This is a genomic window from Sphingomonas nostoxanthinifaciens, from assembly GCF_019930585.1.
GTDB lineage: Bacteria > Pseudomonadota > Alphaproteobacteria > Sphingomonadales > Sphingomonadaceae > Sphingomonas_I > Sphingomonas_I nostoxanthinifaciens.
The window spans coordinates 219,526-235,025 of record NZ_CP082839.1 but is presented as its reverse complement, the minus strand read 5'-3'; the positions used below and the strand labels follow the sequence as shown (position 1 = coordinate 235,025).

Annotated in this window: 17 protein-coding genes; 10 read left to right on the top strand and 7 right to left on the bottom strand. The window is 67.6% G+C overall.

Going from position 1 to position 15,500, the window contains the following annotated elements:
• Positions 1–4 precede the first annotated feature (4 nt).
• Genes K8P63_RS01115 through K8P63_RS01105 form a run of 3 tightly spaced genes read left to right on the top strand, consistent with a single transcriptional unit; the run spans position 5 to position 3,131 of the window.
• On the top strand, positions 5–982 hold the full coding sequence (locus K8P63_RS01115; RefSeq protein WP_223798056.1) for an aspartate carbamoyltransferase catalytic subunit: 978 nt from the start codon (positions 5–7) through the stop codon (positions 980–982).
• A complete protein-coding gene (locus K8P63_RS01110; RefSeq protein ID WP_223798055.1) occupies positions 976–2,190 on the top strand; it encodes a dihydroorotase in 1,215 nt (404 codons plus the stop codon). Before K8P63_RS01115 ends, K8P63_RS01110 begins: the two co-directional genes overlap by 7 nt.
• Positions 2,187–3,131: an SPOR domain-containing protein gene (locus K8P63_RS01105; protein WP_223798054.1), complete on the top strand. Its 945-nt coding sequence runs from the start codon at positions 2,187–2,189 to the stop codon at positions 3,129–3,131. The genes K8P63_RS01110 and K8P63_RS01105 overlap by 4 nt, the downstream gene beginning before the upstream one ends.
• Before the next feature lie 306 nt (positions 3,132–3,437).
• On the opposite strand, the gene K8P63_RS01100 is transcribed toward K8P63_RS01105, so the two are convergent.
• Positions 3,438–3,593, bottom strand: a complete 156-nt coding sequence (locus K8P63_RS01100; protein WP_223798053.1) for a DUF3309 family protein — start codon at positions 3,591–3,593, stop codon at positions 3,438–3,440.
• Between the two features lie 108 nt (positions 3,594–3,701).
• On the opposite strand from K8P63_RS01100, the gene K8P63_RS01095 reads away from it, so the two are divergent.
• Entirely contained in the window at positions 3,702–4,241 is a 540-nt protein-coding gene (locus tag K8P63_RS01095; protein WP_223798052.1) for a GNAT family N-acetyltransferase, read from the top strand.
• Between the two features lie 25 nt (positions 4,242–4,266).
• Here the strand turns inward: K8P63_RS01095 and K8P63_RS01090 are convergent, their stop codons facing one another.
• The gene (locus K8P63_RS01090) at positions 4,267–5,088 is read right to left on the bottom strand and encodes a PEP-CTERM sorting domain-containing protein (protein ID WP_223798051.1); all 822 of its coding nucleotides are present in this window, start codon (positions 5,086–5,088) and stop codon (positions 4,267–4,269) included.
• Between the two features lie 451 nt (positions 5,089–5,539).
• Positions 5,540–6,421: a phosphoserine phosphatase SerB gene (gene serB / locus K8P63_RS01085; RefSeq protein WP_223798050.1), complete on the bottom strand. Its 882-nt coding sequence runs from the start codon at positions 6,419–6,421 to the stop codon at positions 5,540–5,542.
• On the opposite strand from serB, the gene miaA reads away from it, so the two are divergent.
• The 6 genes from miaA to K8P63_RS01055 all read left to right on the top strand — a co-directional run bounded on the left by miaA (position 6,420) and on the right by K8P63_RS01055 (position 12,970).
• Entirely contained in the window at positions 6,420–7,289 is an 870-nt protein-coding gene (gene miaA, locus K8P63_RS01080) for a tRNA (adenosine(37)-N6)-dimethylallyltransferase MiaA (RefSeq protein WP_223798049.1), read from the top strand. The two genes, serB and miaA, sit on opposite strands and share 2 nt — an antisense overlap.
• A gap of 96 nt (positions 7,290–7,385) precedes the next feature.
• Entirely contained in the window at positions 7,386–8,597 is a 1,212-nt protein-coding gene (locus tag K8P63_RS01075; RefSeq protein WP_223798048.1) for a collagen-binding domain-containing protein, read from the top strand.
• A 188-nt stretch (positions 8,598–8,785) separates the two neighbouring features.
• A complete protein-coding gene (gene ilvB, locus K8P63_RS01070) occupies positions 8,786–10,540 on the top strand; it encodes a biosynthetic-type acetolactate synthase large subunit (RefSeq protein WP_223798047.1) in 1,755 nt (584 codons plus the stop codon).
• Between the two features lie 110 nt (positions 10,541–10,650).
• Positions 10,651–11,166 carry an acetolactate synthase small subunit gene (gene ilvN, locus K8P63_RS01065; RefSeq protein ID WP_223799915.1) on the top strand — a complete coding sequence of 172 codons (516 nt, stop codon included), beginning with the start codon at positions 10,651–10,653 and terminating at the stop codon, positions 11,164–11,166.
• 99 nt (positions 11,167–11,265) lie between these two features.
• Positions 11,266–12,285 (top strand): ketol-acid reductoisomerase, encoded by a 1,020-nt coding sequence (gene ilvC, locus K8P63_RS01060; RefSeq protein WP_223798046.1) that lies wholly within the window; start codon positions 11,266–11,268, stop codon positions 12,283–12,285.
• A 109-nt stretch (positions 12,286–12,394) separates the two neighbouring features.
• Entirely contained in the window at positions 12,395–12,970 is a 576-nt protein-coding gene (locus K8P63_RS01055; RefSeq protein WP_223798045.1) for a YceI family protein, read from the top strand.
• 24 nt (positions 12,971–12,994) lie between these two features.
• Here K8P63_RS01055 and K8P63_RS01050 read toward each other — a convergent pair whose 3' ends face one another.
• The 4 genes from K8P63_RS01050 to K8P63_RS01035 form a co-directional block, all read right to left on the bottom strand.
• Positions 12,995–13,276, bottom strand: coding sequence for a DUF427 domain-containing protein (locus K8P63_RS01050; protein WP_223798044.1), 282 nt, complete (start codon positions 13,274–13,276; stop codon positions 12,995–12,997).
• Positions 13,254–13,709, bottom strand: coding sequence for a cupin domain-containing protein (locus tag K8P63_RS01045; protein ID WP_223798043.1), 456 nt, complete (start codon positions 13,707–13,709; stop codon positions 13,254–13,256). The genes K8P63_RS01050 and K8P63_RS01045 overlap by 23 nt, the downstream gene beginning before the upstream one ends.
• An 8-nt stretch (positions 13,710–13,717) precedes the next feature.
• Positions 13,718–14,263 carry a peroxiredoxin gene (locus K8P63_RS01040; protein WP_223798042.1) on the bottom strand — a complete coding sequence of 182 codons (546 nt, stop codon included), beginning with the start codon at positions 14,261–14,263 and terminating at the stop codon, positions 13,718–13,720.
• An 84-nt stretch (positions 14,264–14,347) separates the two neighbouring features.
• Positions 14,348–15,439 (bottom strand): alkene reductase, encoded by a 1,092-nt coding sequence (locus K8P63_RS01035; RefSeq protein ID WP_223798041.1) that lies wholly within the window; start codon positions 15,437–15,439, stop codon positions 14,348–14,350.
• Between the last annotated feature and the right edge of the window lie 61 nt (positions 15,440–15,500).

The following is a 15,500-nucleotide window of genomic DNA, read 5'->3' as shown; positions in this document are numbered from 1 at the left end:
CCTCATGCCTGCCCCGAGCCATCGTATCCCTGACGACCGCGCGGGGCTGCCATTCCCGCACCGCCATCTGCTCGGCATTTACGGCCTGCAGCCGCACGAGATCCTGTTCCTGCTCGACGAGGCGGAGCAGTGGGTGACGCTTAACCGCCAGGCGAGCAAGCATGACGACCGGCTGCGCGGGCTGACGCAGATCAACGCCTTCTTCGAGAACAGCACCCGGACGCTGCTGAGCTTCGAGATCGCGGGCAAGCGGCTCGGTGCCGACGTGGTCAACATGGCGGTGGCACAATCGAGCGTGAAGAAGGGCGAGACGCTGATCGACACCGCGATCACGCTCAACGCGATGCGGCCCGATCTGATCGTGATCCGCCACGATGCGTCGGGCGCGGTGCAACTGATCGCCGACAAGGTCGACTGCCCGGTGCTCAATGCCGGCGACGGGCGACACGAGCATCCGACGCAGGCGTTGCTCGACGCGCTCACCATCCGCCGCCGCAAGGGGCGGGTCGAGGGGCTGACGGTCGCGATCTGCGGCGACGTGCTGCACAGCCGCGTCGCTCGGTCGAACATCCTGACGCTGACCGCCTTGGGCGCCGACGTCCGCGTCGTCGGGCCGCCCACCTTGTTGCCCGCCGCGATCGAGCGGATGGGGGTAACGCCGTTCACCGATTTCGACGCCGGCCTCGACGGCGCCGACGTGGTGATGATGCTGCGGCTGCAGCGCGAGCGCATGTCGGGCGGGTTCGTGCCGTCGCTGCGCGAATATCATGCGCTCTACGGCCTCACGCCCGAGCGGCTGGCGAAGGCCGCGCCCGACGCGCTGGTGATGCATCCCGGCCCGATGAACCGCGGGGTCGAGATCGCCAGCAGCGTCGCCGACGATATCGATCGCTCCGCCATTCCCGAACAGGTCGAGATGGGCGTCGCCGTGCGCATGGCGTGCCTCGACGTGCTGACGCGCACGCGGCGGGGTGCATGGTGAGCGATCTTGCGATCCTCAACGGCCGCTTCGCCGATGGCGGCAGCGGCGGCGTGCTCGTCCGGGACGGGCATATCGCCGCGATAGGCGGCTTCGACGTGCCCGAAAGCGTCAGCCGCATCGACGCGCGCGGCGCGCTGATCGGCCCCGGCCTGATCGACGTCGGCGTGTTCGCGGTCGACGGCCCGGCTTTCGCCGCGGGCGGCATCACCCGCATCCTGCTGATGCCCGATCAGGCGCAGCCGCTCGACAATACGGCGCTGATCCTGCGCGCCGCCGCATCGGGCAAGCCGGGCGTGTGGGTCCACCCGCTCGCCGCCGCGACGCGCGCGCTGGAGGGGCAGGAACTCGCCGAGATCGGATTGATGCGCGCCGCCGGTGCGTGCGGGGCGGCGACCGGGCGCGGCTGGATCGCCGATTCGGGCGTGATGTACCGCCTGCTCGCTTATGCCGGCGCGCAGGGGCTGCGCCTCGTCGCGCATGCCGAGGATGGCGGGCTCGCCGCCGACGCAGTGATGACCGAGGGCGAGACCGCGACGCGGCTCGGCCTCGCCGCCGCACCGCCGCAGGCCGAGGCGCTGGCGATCGCGCGCGACCTGCTACTGGTCGAGGCGACCGGCGCGCCGCTCCATTTCCGCCAGGTGACGACCGCGCGCGGGCTCGCGCTGGTGCGCGACGCCAAGAAGCGCGGGCTGCCGGTGAGCTGCGGCATCAGCCCGGCGCATCTGCTGCTCGCCGACAGCGCGGTCACCGGCTTCCGCACCTTCGGCCGGCTGTCGCCGCCGCTGCGCGACGAGGCCGACCGGCGTGCCTGCCTCGATGCGGTCGCCGACGGCACGATCGACCTGATCTGCTCGGGGCACGATCCGCAGGGGCCGGAAGCCAAGCGCCTGCCCTTCGCCGATGCCGAACCGGGCATGGCCGGCGCGGAGACATTGCTCGCGCTCGCGCTCGTGCTGGTGCGCGACGGGCTGATCGATCTGGTGCGCCTGTTCGACCTGCTCGCCGGCGCCCCCGCGCGGCTGTTCGGCCTGCCCGGCGGCCGGCTCGACGTGGGCGCGGAAGCCGACATCCTGCTGGTCGACCCGGATGCGCCGTGGCGGATCACCTCGGACGCGATGGTCGCCGCCGCCGGCAACACGCCGTTCGACGGGCTGCCGGTGCAGGGCCGCGTGCTGCGCACGATCAAGGGCGGAGTGACGCTGGCGTGAGGCTGCTGCTCGCCCTCGCCGCGCTGCTGGTCGCCGCCGCGCCGGTGGTGGCGGCGGTCGATCCGCTGGCGGAAACCCGGATCGCGGCGGGGAGCGGCGATGCCAACGCGCAGTTCGCGCTGGCCGAAGCGCTGCGCACCGGCAAGGGCGCCCCGGCCGACCGCGAGGCGGCGATCATGTGGTACAAGCGCGCCGCCGCGCTCGGCCATGCCGACGCATCGGACACGGTCGGCTTCCTGCTGTTCGCCGCCGGCCAGCGATCGGAGGCGATGCCCTATATCGAGAAGGCGGCAGCACGCGGCGATCCGCGCGCCTTCTACCTGCTCGGCACCGCGCACTTCAACGGCGACTATGTCGCGCGCGACTGGCCGCTCGCTTACGCCCAGATGATGCGGGCGGCCGAAGCGGGGGTGATGCCGGCGCGCAAGAGCCTGATCGTCATGGATAAATATCTGCTGCCCGGCGACAAGGCCAAGGCCGAGACGATCCTGACGACGCTGCCTCCGATCCGCCGGCTGAGCCCGGCCGCGACGCGCCTGTCCACCGCGCTGGCGAACGAACCGCCGCCATCCAGCCACACCGCGACGCCCGTGGCATCATCGCCAACGGCGCGCACGATTGCACCCGTGACTTCCGGGGCCAGCACCGAACCAAGCGCGCCACGCGCCGCGCCGCCGCCTGCTGCATCGCCCCAGCCGGCTGCGGGCGGGGCGTGGCGCGTCCAGCTCGGCGCCTATGCCTCGGCCGATCGCGCGCGCGGCGACTGGGATCGGCTGGTGCGCAAGGTGCCGGCGCTCCGCCAGTTCGACCAGCGCGTCGTGCAGGCGAGCCCCGGCGTTCAGCGACTGCAGGCGGGCGGCCTCGCCGATCGCCGTGCGGCCGAGTCGCTCTGCCGCCAGATCCACGCCGCCGGCGGCGCCTGCTTCGCACTGGCGCCCTAGCCGCGCGACCGACCTGACCGACGCCGCGCCGGAGCACTGCCGCGCGGTGCGGAAGGTGACGAAGGTGACGCTACGTCAGGGGTGGGCACCCCTTCTCACCACGCCGCAGCGGCTGCACGCCGATCGGGCGGGACGGTCATCATCGGCACTACAGGTCCGGCCGAATATCGCGAACGGATGATGCGAACGGATCATGGCGATGGCTCCTATATGGTCGGGAGCCTGACCATCTGACCCGCCAAATCCTACTTTGCAAGCGATATGTTCGCTTTTCGTTCGCGCCCGGGCCGACGGCCCCGACCCCATCTATCGCCGGCGGGTCAGCAGGATGATGACGAGGATCACCAGCAGCAGGCCGATGCCACCGCTCGGATAATAGCCCCAATCGGTGCTGTACGGCCATGCGGGCAGACCGCCGATCAGCAGGATGATGAGGAGGACGACGAGGATCGGAAACAGCATATCAATCTCCCATGTTCTTCATCCGTAACGAACGAGCCCGCGCGCGGTTTCGGGGCCTGCCTGCGCCGCTACATCGCCACAACGCCGCGGAGGACGTACAGGGGCGCGATGGACCCCGCGATCGCGATCCGCGCTGAACGACCGGAGGACGGCCCGACGATCGGCGACATCGTGCGTCGGGCCTATGCAGCGGTTCCGCACAGCGATCGGCGCGAGCATCTGATGATCGAGCGGTTGCGCGAAAGCGACGCTTTCATCCCCGCGCTATCCCTGCTGGCCGCGGTGAACGGCGCGGGCGTCGGCCATGTCCTGCTGACCAGGGCGCACATCCAGAGCGAGCGATCGAGCATGCCGGTGCTGGCGCTGGCGCCGCTGTCGGTGGTGCCCGAATGGCAATCGCGCGGCATCGGCACGCGCCTCGTCGATGCGGCGCACCGCCAGGCCGCCGAACGCGGCTTCGGCGCGATCGTGCTGGTCGGCAATGCCGATTATTATCCGAGGTTCGGCTATCGGCCGCTCGCCCGCTATCCGATCATCCTGCCGTTCGACGCGCCGGCGCCGAACTGCATGATCATGCCGCTGACCCCCGGCGCGCTCGCGGGCGTCTCGGGGACGGTGCGCTACGCCGATGCGTGGCTGGACCACTGAACCATCGGCATTCCGAAGAAACCGATCAGGCGGATCGTGCCGCAAGCCGCGTTCGTCGTGTTCCCGCGCCGCACATCGCGAAGCCGCACAGCGCCATCAGCCACGACGCGGGCTCGGGCACGGCGGAGGGCACAGGGCCGCCGATCGACTGGACATCGAACTTCAGGTCCGATTCGACCCCGAACAGATCGGTTGTGTATGTGTTTCCGTTATTGGTCAGTCCGCTGAACGCTGCGAAGATCTCATATTCGCCAGCATCGAGAATGCTCGTTTGATACGTGGCGTTTGCAGCGCCGAACTGAAAAGGAAGTTGCGTCGTGCTGTCATAGCGAATCTTCTTCGTGCCGTCGACGATCTGAAACACGACCAGCTGCCCGATTGTATTATTGGGGGCAAGCGACTGCGAAAGATATGTCGACGTGAAGTCGATCTGTATTTTGGTATCCGAGCTGAAATAATAGCCGATATTCGCGGCCCCGGTCGCGTTCGCGACGGCGGGCTGGGGATAATAAGGGTATTCATATCCAAAAAGATTGATCGCGAATTCGCCGGAAGACGGACTGCCAAGCGTGCCGGTCACTTCGGACTGCGAGCCCGAAAAAGGCGCGTTGAGCGCTGAGGCGATCGTTTCGCTGGCTTTGGTGTCGACCGGTTGACTGGAATAAGTGGGGTGATCGACGATCGTGCCGCCGGCATCACCGGACGCAGTCTTCCCCGTTGCGGTCGCGTTCGCCGCGACGAGGACCGCCAGATCATCATAAGTGACGGCCGCCATCGCCGACGTCGTCGTCAGGCAAGCTGTAATCCCCGACGCGATCAGGACGCATCTGTTCACGACCTTGCCCATCTATAGCTCCCCCAGTAGCAACGAGAGTTATGACAACGCACACACAAGACCTCCTGAAGACAATATGCCTTCAGAATGTCAGCCACGCCATCAATATCACCCAAGTCCAAAGCCTATTGTAGCGTGATAACGAGTCAAGCAATTTCATTAAAAGTAGATGCGGTCTCATCATTAAATCCAGACCACCTGTAAGTTTCGCGTAAGTTTAGTCATCGATGCTGATTAGGTGGAGTTTTTCGGGGTCATCTTTTCTTTGTCATGTTCGCTATTCGCGCCGGATCACCGATGGAGATCGTCGGCATCGTCGGATTGGCGTGGGTCGCGTAACGCAGTACGAATCGCGGCGATCTCTTTCCCGACACCGCCAGCCCGAGGCAGCGAGGCCCCGGCTCAAGCCCAAGGCGACGGCGGGATTGTTGCAAGCGTGTCCGGCGCCCTCGCCGCGGAGCGCTCAATCCACCCATGCCGCGCGGGCATAGCCCTGTGCGTAGAGCAATGCCGTCAGGTCGCCGTGCGCGATCCGTGCGGCGGCGGCGGCGGCCGTCCTGGGCTTGGCGTGATAGGCGACGCCGAGACCGGCGGCCTGGATCATTGGGATGTCGTTGGCGCCGTCGCCCACCGCCAGCGTCTCGGCCGGATCGAGCCCGAGCGCGGCGCGCTCCTCTTCCAGCACCGCCTGCTTGGTCGCCGCGCCGACGATCGGGCGCGCGACGATGCCGGTCAGCCGCCCGTCGGCGAGCCCCAACCGATTCGACAAGGCCCGATCGAAACCAATCGAAGCCGCCACGCGATCGGCGAATACGGTGAAGCCGCCCGAGACCAGCACGGTGCGCGCGCCATTGGCCTTCATCGTCTGGATCAAGGTGCGCGCGCCGCCCATCAGCACGACGCGCTCGGCGTGGCAGCGCTCGATCGCGCTTTCGTCCAGATCCTTGAGCAACGCGACGCGCGCGTCGAGCGCGGCCTCGAAATCGAGCTCGCCGCGCATCGCACGCTCGGTAACCGCGGCGATCTCGGCCTTGATGCCTGCATAATCGGCGAGCTCGTCGATGCACTCGATCGTGATCATGGTCGAATCCATGTCGGCGACGAGCAGCTTCTTGGCGCGATGCGCGCGCGGCTGGACGACCACGTCGACGCCGGGCAGCAACCCCTCCAGCGCAGCACGCGCGGCGGCGCGGTCGATCCGGCCGAACGGCAGATCGACGGCGATGCCGTCGTCGATCCACGCCGGTTCGGCCGTCATCGCCCCCACGCCGGCGAGCGCATCGCGCGCGCCGTCCACGTCGGCGCGCGACAGATGGTTCGATGCTATCAGGGTCGCGATGTCCATGTCTGATCCGGAAAGCCTGCCGAGGCTGGCGCTCATCGCAGGCCCGACCGCGAGCGGCAAGTCGGCGCGCGCGCTGACGCTGGCCGAAGACGCGCGCGGCACGATCATCAACGCCGATGCGACCCAGGTCTATCGCGACCTGCGCATCCTCTCCGCGCGTCCCGACGCGAACGAGGAGGCGCGCGCGCCGCACCGCCTGTTCGGCCATCGCGACGGCGCCGACGCCTGCTCGGCGGCGGACTGGGCCGCGGAGGCGGAGGCGGCGATCGCCGAGGCGCATGCGGCGGGGCGTCTGCCGATCCTCGTCGGCGGCACCGGCCTCTACATCCGGACATTGCTCGACGGGATCGCGCCGGTGCCGGAGATCGATCCGGCGGTGCGCGCCGAGGTGCGCGCGCTGCCGACCGCGACGGCACATGCCGCGCTGACGAACGAAGATCCGGCGGCGGCGGCGCGCCTCCACCCCAACGACACCAGCCGCATTCAGCGCGCGCTGGAGGTGATCCGCGCGACCGGCCGCCCGATCGAGGATTGGCGCACCGAGCGCGTCGGCGGCATCCGTGGCGCGGTGGCGCTGACGATCGAGGTGATCGATCCGCCGGTGGCCGAACTCTATGCGCGCTGCGATACGCGGGTCGACCGGATGATCGCGGCCGGTGGCCTCGACGAGGTGGCGGCGCTGGTCGCGCGCGGGCTCGATCCCGCGCTGCCGGTGATGCGCGCGATCGGGGTGGCGCCGTTCGCCGCCAGTCTCGCGGGCACGCTGGCGCTATCCGCGGCGATTAACGAGGTTAAACAGGCCACCCGCAACTATGCGAAGCGCCAGCGCACGTGGCTGCGCCATCAGCTCATCAAAAATGATGGTTAATGCGCAATTTTCTGCAGATTTTGACGAGTCGTATCGTTGTTGAGCCGAAAGGATAGGGCTAGGGGCAAGCTGTATTTTGCGTAGTGGAGTGGTCACATGGTTAATCGTTCGCTGCTCGTCGCGGGGCTCGCGACGGTGTTCGGGCTGAGCGCCCCGGCCGCCGCCACCAGCTTCTCCACCGTCACGCTGGGCCAGGCCCGCGACGGCCTGGAGATGATGCGCGAGCTCAACGTCATCACCATCGGCAACCTCAATTCGAACAGCCATGTGCAGGGCAAGGCGTTCGTCGGCGGTTCGCTCTACGGCGCCGCATCGGGCTATGCCACCACCGGCGCCACCGGCGACAGCAACGCCACGTTCGGCCAGGGCAACAGCAATGCCGGCGCCACCGCATCGAGCCGGCCCACGCTGGCGGTGGCGGGCAGCACCTATACCAGCTTCACGCTGCAGGACGGCCAGAACGGATCGGGCGCGAGCCAGCCCAAGTCGGTCGTGGTCGGCAAGAACCTGAATTACACCAACAACGTCAATCCGGATAATTGGAGCGTGAAGGTCGGCGGCAATCTCGCCGGCTTCCAGAACGTCAATGGCGGCCCGTCGATCACCTATGGCGGCAGCTATGGCGGCAGCAACACCGGCAATGGCCGCGTCGCGAAGGACAGCACGATCGCCGCGGGCGGCTCGGCCGATCTCGGCGCGTCGCTCGCCAGCCAGGCGGCGACGATGAAGACCGATCTCAATTCGCTGTCGACGGTTCTCGCCAGCCTGACGAGCAACGGCACTGTCGCGACCAACGGCAGCAACATCACCTTCGACTTCAGCAAGGTGACCAGCGGCTACGGCGCCTACACGATCGATGCCTCGACGCTGTTTTCCTATAATGGCGCGCTCGACGTGATCCTCGGCACCGCCGGCGGCAGCACGGAGCCGGTCGTCATCAACGTCACCGGCAGCGGCCAATATGTCGATTCGCTCAACATGAACCTCGCCGATTCCGTCGCGAGCGAGATCATCTGGAACTTCGTCGACGCGACCGGGCTGACGATCAACGCCAACTTCACCGGCTCGATCCTCGCGCCTAACGCCACGATCGTGAACAGCTCGAACATCACCGGCTCGGTCGTCGCCAACGTGCTCAACCAGAATGCCGAGGTCCATCTCGCGACCTATTCCGGCACCGACGCACTGGTGCCGACCTCGACGGTCGGCGCCGTGCCCGAGGCCGCGACGTGGGCGATGATGGTGGTCGGCTTCGGCCTGATCGGGCGTGTCGCCCGCAGCCGTCGCGCAACGACTCGCATCGCCTGAGACGACCCCTGTCCGTCCCGACCGATGAGGCCGCGCTCGCGCGGCCTTTTTTGTGCGCCTAATATCCCAATGTGCGCAACTAAGTTGCTTATCACATGGCCATTTGGATATTTTGTGTGCGCACAAGGTTGACAGCGATTATCCGCGCGTCTACCCGGCCGCCCTCCCTACACGATTGAGCGACGACGATGGCCGACGAACGGACCGGTGCTGATATCCTGATCGAGACGCTGCGCGATCTCGGCGTCGAGGTGGTGTTCGGCTATCCGGGCGGCGCAGTCCTCCCGATCTACGACGCTCTGTTCAAGCAGGCCGAGCGCCCCGACGCGATCCGCCACATCCTCGTCCGCCAGGAAGGCGGCGCGGCGCATGCGGCGGAGGGCTATGCCCGTTCGACCGGCAAGTGCGGGGTCGTGCTGGTCACCTCCGGCCCCGGCGCCACCAACGCCGTCACCGGCATCACCGACGCGCTGATGGATTCGATCCCGATGCTGGTCATCACCGGCCAGGTGGCGACGCCGCTGATCGGATCGGACGCCTTCCAGGAATGCGACACGGTCGGCATCACGCGCCACTGCACCAAGCACAATTATCTGGTGAAGGATCCGGCCGAGCTGGAAGGCGTGATCCGCGAGGCGTTCGCGATCGCCACCGGCGGCCGCCCCGGCCCGGTGCTGATCGACCTGCCCAAGGACGTGCAGGTCGCCGCCGCGATCAGCCGCCCCTCGCCCACCGCGCACCGCTACAACCCGCAGCGCGAGCCCGATCCAGCGCTGATCGAGACCGCGGTCGAGATGCTGGCGGCGGCCGAGCGGCCGATCTTCTACACCGGCGGCGGCATCATCAATGCCGGCCCGGAGGCGAGCGATGCGCTGCGCGACCTGCAGGCGCTCACCGGCGCGCCGGTCACCTCGACGTTGATGGGGCTGGGCGCCTTCCCCGCTTCGGCGCCCGAATGGCTCGGCATGCTCGGCATGCACGGCACCTACGAAGCCAATCACGCGATGAACCGCGCCGACCTGATCGTGGCGCTGGGCGCGCGCTTCGACGATCGCGTGACCGGGCGGCTCGACGCCTTCGCGCCGCACGCGCGCAAGATCCACGTCGATATCGACCGTTCGTCGATCAACAAGATCGTGCGCGCCGAGCTCGGCATCGTCGGCGACGTCGGCCTCGTCATGCGGGCGATGGCGCGGCTGTGGCGCGAGCGCGGGCACCAGCGGCAGGATCTGTCGGCATGGTTCGCGCGGATCGAGGAATGGCGCGCCAAGCGCTGCCTCGATTTCCCGCTGTCGCCGACCGAGATCATGCCGCAGCAGGCGATCCGTCGCCTGTACGAGGCGACCAAGCATCGCGCGCCGATCATCACCACCGAGGTCGGCCAGCACCAGATGTGGTCGGCGCAGCATTTCCATTTCGAGGCGCCGAACAAGTGGCTGACGAGCGGCGGGCTCGGCACGATGGGCTATGGCCTGCCGGCCGCGATCGGCGCGCAGGTCGGCAATCCCGACGCGCTGGTGATCGACATTGCCGGCGAGGCGTCGATCCAGATGAACATCCAGGAGCTCGGCACTGCCAGCCAATATGAGCTGCCGGTCAAGATCTTCATCCTCAACAACGAATATATGGGGATGGTCCGCCAGTGGCAGGATCTGACCTATCAGGGCCGCCACTCGCACAGCTATTCGGACTCGCTGCCCGATTTCGTGAAGTTGGCCGAGGCCTATGGCTGGAAGGGCATCCGGATCGACGATCCGGCGGCGCTGGACGACGGCATCGCCGCGATGCTCGACTATCCCGGCCCGGTCATCGTCGACTGCCGCGTGGCGAAGCTCGCCAACTGCTTCCCGATGATCCCATCGGGCGCCGCGCACACCGACATGATCCTGCAGGCCGCCGAAGTGTCGGGCGAGATGACCGACGAGGCCCGCGCCTTGGTGTGATGCCCCTGCCCGCCGTCATCCCGGCGCAGGCCGGGATCCAGCTGCCACCGTCCGATCTGGATCCCGGCCTACGCCGGGATGACGAGATGCAGGATGACGAAAGTAAAGCCATGCATATCCGCCCCCGCCAGTCCGAGCGCCACACGCTCTCCGTCACGGTCGCCAACGAGCCGGGCATCCTCGCGCGCATCGCCGGGCTGTTCGCCGGGCGCGGCTACAATATCGAGAGCCTGACCGTCGCCGAGGTGACCGAGGACGAGACGGTCAGCCGCATCACCATCGCCACGTCCGGCCCGCCGGCGGTGATCGAGCAGATCATCGCGCATCTCGACCGGCTGCCGCCGGTGCACAAGGTGACCGATCTCACCGCCACCGCGCCCTATGTCGAGCGCGAGCTGGCGCTGGTGAAGGTGACCGGCACCGGCGATCATCGCATCGAGGCGCTGCGGCTGGCCGAGGTCTATCGCGCGCGCGTGGTCGACGCGACGATCTCCAGCTTCATCTTCGAGGTGACCGGCGGCCCCGAGAAGATCGACAAGTTCCTCGAGCTGATGCGCGAGGTCGGGCTGATCGAGGTCGCCCGCACCGGCGTCGCCGCCATCGCGCGGGGCAATCAGGTCATTTGATTCACCAGTGCTCCTGCGCAGGCAGGAGCCCAGCTCAGCGGCCGGGACTGGGCTCCTGCCTTCGCAGGAGCACGACGAGGCCGAAAAAGGGACTATCGAATGCGCGTCTATTACGATTCCGATGCCGATATCGGCCTGATCAAGACCAAGAAGGTCGCGATCGTCGGCTATGGCAGCCAGGGCCACGCCCACGCCCAGAACCTCAAGGATTCGGGCGTGCCCGAGGTCGCGATCGCGCTCCGCCCCGGTTCGGCCAGCGCCGCCAAGGCCGAAAGCGCCGGCTTCAAGGTGATGAGCAATGCCGAGGCCGCGCAGTGGGCCGACATCGTCATGATCCTCGCCCCCGACGAGCATCAGGCCGGCATCTACGAGGCGGACCTGAAGGCCAATCTGAAGCCCGGCGCGGCGATCGCCTTCGCCCACGGCCTCAACGTGCATTTCGGCCTGATCGAGCCGCGCGCCGACATCGACGTGTTCATGATCGCGCCGAAGGGCCCCGGCCACACCGTGCGCGGCGAATATCTGAAGGGCGGCGGCGTGCCGTGCCTGATCGCGATCCACCAGGACGCGTCGGGCAATGCGCATGACGTGGCGCTGTCCTACGCCTCGGCGATCGGCGGCGGCCGCTCGGGCGTGATCGAGACGAGCTTCAAGGAAGAGGTCGAGACCGACCTGTTCGGCGAGCAGGCGGTGCTGTGCGGCGGCCTGACACACCTCATCATGGCGGGCTTCGAGACGCTGACCGAGGCCGGCTATTCGCCCGAAATGGCCTATTTCGAGTGCCTGCACGAGGTGAAGCTGATCGTCGACCTGATGTATGAGGGCGGCATCGCCAACATGCGCTATTCGATCAGCAACACGGCCGAATATGGCGACTATCACACCGGCCCGCGCCTCATCACCGAAGAGACCAAGAAGGAGATGAAGCGCGTGCTGGCCGACATCCAGGGCGGCCGCTTCGTCCAGCGCTTCCTGATGGACAACCGCATGGGCAATCCGGAGATGAAGGCCAGCCGCAAGCTGCAGGCCGAGCATCCGATCGAGAAGACCGGCGCCGAACTGCGCGCGATGATGCCGTGGATCGCGAAGAACAAGCTGGTCGACAAGGCCAAGAACTGATGGCCGCCGATCGGTGACATCACGTCACCGATTGGTTGCTATCGTTTCGATTGACGGCATAGGGGGCGCGGATCATGGTCCGCGCCTCAATTCCGATAAGGATGCCGTCATGCGCACTGCCCTGCTCGCCCTCTCCCTGATCGCCGCGCCGGCTTTGGCGCAGGCGCCCGCGGTGCCCGCCGGCACCTATACGGTCGATACCGGCCACACCCAGGTGCTGTTCACCGTCAGCCATTTCGGCGTGAGCATCTACACCGGCCAGTTCACCCAGCCGACCGGATCGCTGACGCTCGACCCGGCCCACCCCGACAATGACAAGGTCGAGGTGACCTTCCCGATCGCCAGCGTCGCGACGACGGTGCCCGCGCTCAACGCCCATCTGCAGAAGCCCGAATTCTTCGACGCGGCGCAGTTCCCCGAGGGCAAGTTCGTCTCGACCAAGGTGACGGTGAAGGGCACCAGCGCGACGATCGCCGGCAATCTGACGCTGAAGGGCGTGACCAAGCCGGTGGTGCTGGAAGGCCATTTCGTCGGATCGGCCAACAACCCGATGAGCAAGAAGCTCAACATCGGCTTCGCCGCGACCACCACGATCAAGCGCAGCGAGTTCGGTGTCAGCTACGCCGTGCCGGCCGTGTCCGACGACGTAAAGCTGACGATCAACGCGGCGTTCGTCGCGCAGTAAGCGGGATCGCGCGGGGCGTGGCGGTCAGCCGACCGTCACGCCCTTCCAGAACGCGATCCGATCCTTGATCTCCGCCGCTTCGGGCTTGGGATCGGGATAATACCAGGCGGCGTCCTTGTTCTCGACGCCGTCGACCACCACCGAATGATAATGCGCGACGCCCTTCCACGGGCAGATGCTGGTCGTGTCGCTCGGCCGCAGCAAAGCGGCATCGACCGCGTCGGCCGGGAAGTAATGGTTGCGCTCGACCACCACCGTATCGTCGCTCCGCGCGATCAGCGCGTCATGCCAGCGTGCTTCGACCATCGTACGACTCCTTGGGCGTCCAACTGGGCGGTGCGAGCGTGAAACCCGCAAAGTCGAAGCCCGGCACCACGACGCAGCTCACCAGCACCCAGCCCGCGTCGACGCGCGCGGCCTGCCATTCGCCCGCCGGCACGCGCAGCTGCGGCATCGCGCCCGCAAGAATGTCGGGGCCGAGGCGATGGACCGCCACCGGCCCGGCATCGTCCGCCGCGATCTCCAGCACGAGCGGACTGCCGGCATGCCACAGCCACAATTCGTCGGCGTCGACGCGGTGCCAGTGCGAGCTTTGCCCCACCTCCAGCAGGAACAGGATGGCGGTGCCGGCGGAGCGGCCACCATCCGGTGTGGGCGCGCGCCATGTCTCGCGATACCAGCCGCCTTCCGGGTGGGGCGCGAGCCCCAGCCGGTCGATCAGCGCGCGGGCATCGTTCACGCGGGTGCTCAGTCGCCCTTCATCGGGTGGGAGGCGCGCCACTGCTTCACCGCGTCCATCGTGCCGGTGACGTGGCCGGCCGGATCCATCGCCGAATAAGCGAAGATCACCTTGCCGTCGGGCGCGATCACGTAGGAGGTGCGGTTGGAGATGTTGGGCTTGACCGGCAGCACCACGTCATAGGCCTGGATCGTCTCGGGCGTCGCCGAACCGACCGCGAACTTGTTGCGGCATTCGGAGACCGAGAATTGGTTGAGCTTGTCGATCGGATCGGCCGACATGCCGATCACGGTCGCGCCCATCTTGGCGAAATCGTCGGTCGCCTCGGCGAAGTCATGCGCCTCGATCGTGCAGCCCTTGGTGAAGGCGGCCGGGTAGAAATACAGCACGACCGGGCCCTTCTTCAGCGCCTTGGCGAGCGCGAACGGCATCGGCTTGCCGGCGAGGCTGACCTGGGTCGAGAAATCGGGCGCCTTGGCACCCACCTGCAGCGCGGCGGCGGCGGGAACGGCGATAAGGGCGAGCGCGATCGAAGCGGCGGCGGTACGGATCATCGGGCATTCCTCTCGAAGCCTGTCGACCGCAGCTTTAGCGCAGCGGCGGCGCGCATCATAGAGGCGCGCCGCCGCCGGACGATATCAGGCCGCGGCCTGCACCTGCTCCCACGTCGGATAGTCGACATAGCCTTCGGCACCCTGCGTGTAGAAGGTATCGAACTGCGGCTCGTTGAGCGGCAACCCCTCGATCAGCCGGCGCGGCAGATCGGGATTGGCGATGAAGGTGCGGCCGAACGCGATCGCGTCCGCCTCGCCCGCGTCGAGCGCCGCCTGCCCGCTCTCCGCATCGTAATCCGAATTAAGGATCAGCGGCCGGCTGAACGCCTTGCGCATCACCGGGTGGACCGGCGGGAATTCCGGCGCGCCGCGCGTGCCGCCGGGGCGCGGCTCACGCAGCTCGATCCACGCGACGCCGACCTCGTCGAGCAGCTTCGCTGCCGCGCCGAACAGGCTGTGCGGATCGCTGTCGTGGACGCCCTGCACCGTCTCGTTCGGCGACAGGCGGACGCCGACATGATCCTTGCCGATCGTTTCGACCAGCCGGGTCGTGACCTCGCCCAGCAGGCGGATGCGATTCTCGACCGGGCCGCCATATTGGTCGGTGCGGAAGTTGGCATTGTCGCGCAGGAACTGGTCGATCAGATAGCCATTGGCGGCGTGGAGCTGGATGCCGTCGAAGCCGGCACGCAGCGCATTTTCCGCCGCGCGGGCATAGTCGTCGAGGATGCCGGGGATCTCGTCCGCGTCCAGCGCGCGCGCCTGCGGATAGGGCTGGTTGCCCTCATAGGTATGCGCATGGCCCGGCGCGGTGGTGGCCGACGACGAGACCGGCTGCGCGCCCATCACGCTTTCATGCCCGAGCCGGCCCATGTGCCAGAGCTGGGTGACGATCCTGCCGCCCGCCTCGTGCACCGCCTGCGTCGCCGGCTGCCAGCCGGCGACCTGCGCCTCGGTCCACAGGCCGGGCGCGTAGGGCCAGCCGAGGGCGAGGCGGCTGATGCCGGTCGCCTCGGTGATGATGAGGCCGGCGGAGGCGCGCTGGCGATAATAATCAGCCATGATCGGCGTCGGCACCGCCTCGCGCGTGGCGCGGCCGCGCGTCAGCGGCGACATCACCATACGGTTCTTGGCGTGGATCGAGCCCAGGACGATCGGATCGGTCAGACGAGGCAAGACAGTCTCCCTGCAATGTTGCACCGCAACGATATGGGAATGGCAGCTCGGCTGTCCTAGA

Coding starts and splice junctions, on each gene's coding strand:
- K8P63_RS01115 (WP_223798056.1), top strand. CDS start 5: ATGCCTGCCCCGAGCCATCGTATCCCTGACGACCGCGCGGGGCTGCCA.
- K8P63_RS01110 (WP_223798055.1), top strand. CDS start 976: ATGGTGAGCGATCTTGCGATCCTCAACGGCCGCTTCGCCGATGGCGGC.
- K8P63_RS01100 (WP_223798053.1), bottom strand. CDS start 3,593: ATGCTGTTTCCGATCCTCGTCGTCCTCCTCATCATCCTGCTGATCGGC.
- K8P63_RS01095 (WP_223798052.1), top strand. CDS start 3,702: ATGGACCCCGCGATCGCGATCCGCGCTGAACGACCGGAGGACGGCCCG.
- K8P63_RS01090 (WP_223798051.1), bottom strand. CDS start 5,088: ATGGGCAAGGTCGTGAACAGATGCGTCCTGATCGCGTCGGGGATTACA.
- miaA (WP_223798049.1), top strand. CDS start 6,420: ATGTCTGATCCGGAAAGCCTGCCGAGGCTGGCGCTCATCGCAGGCCCG.
- serB (WP_223798050.1), bottom strand. CDS start 6,421: ATGGACATCGCGACCCTGATAGCATCGAACCATCTGTCGCGCGCCGAC.
- K8P63_RS01075 (WP_223798048.1), top strand. CDS start 7,386: ATGGTTAATCGTTCGCTGCTCGTCGCGGGGCTCGCGACGGTGTTCGGG.
- ilvB (WP_223798047.1), top strand. CDS start 8,786: ATGGCCGACGAACGGACCGGTGCTGATATCCTGATCGAGACGCTGCGC.
- ilvN (WP_223799915.1), top strand. CDS start 10,651: ATGCATATCCGCCCCCGCCAGTCCGAGCGCCACACGCTCTCCGTCACG.
- ilvC (WP_223798046.1), top strand. CDS start 11,266: ATGCGCGTCTATTACGATTCCGATGCCGATATCGGCCTGATCAAGACC.
- K8P63_RS01055 (WP_223798045.1), top strand. CDS start 12,395: ATGCGCACTGCCCTGCTCGCCCTCTCCCTGATCGCCGCGCCGGCTTTG.
- K8P63_RS01050 (WP_223798044.1), bottom strand. CDS start 13,276: ATGGTCGAAGCACGCTGGCATGACGCGCTGATCGCGCGGAGCGACGAT.
- K8P63_RS01040 (WP_223798042.1), bottom strand. CDS start 14,263: ATGATCCGTACCGCCGCCGCTTCGATCGCGCTCGCCCTTATCGCCGTT.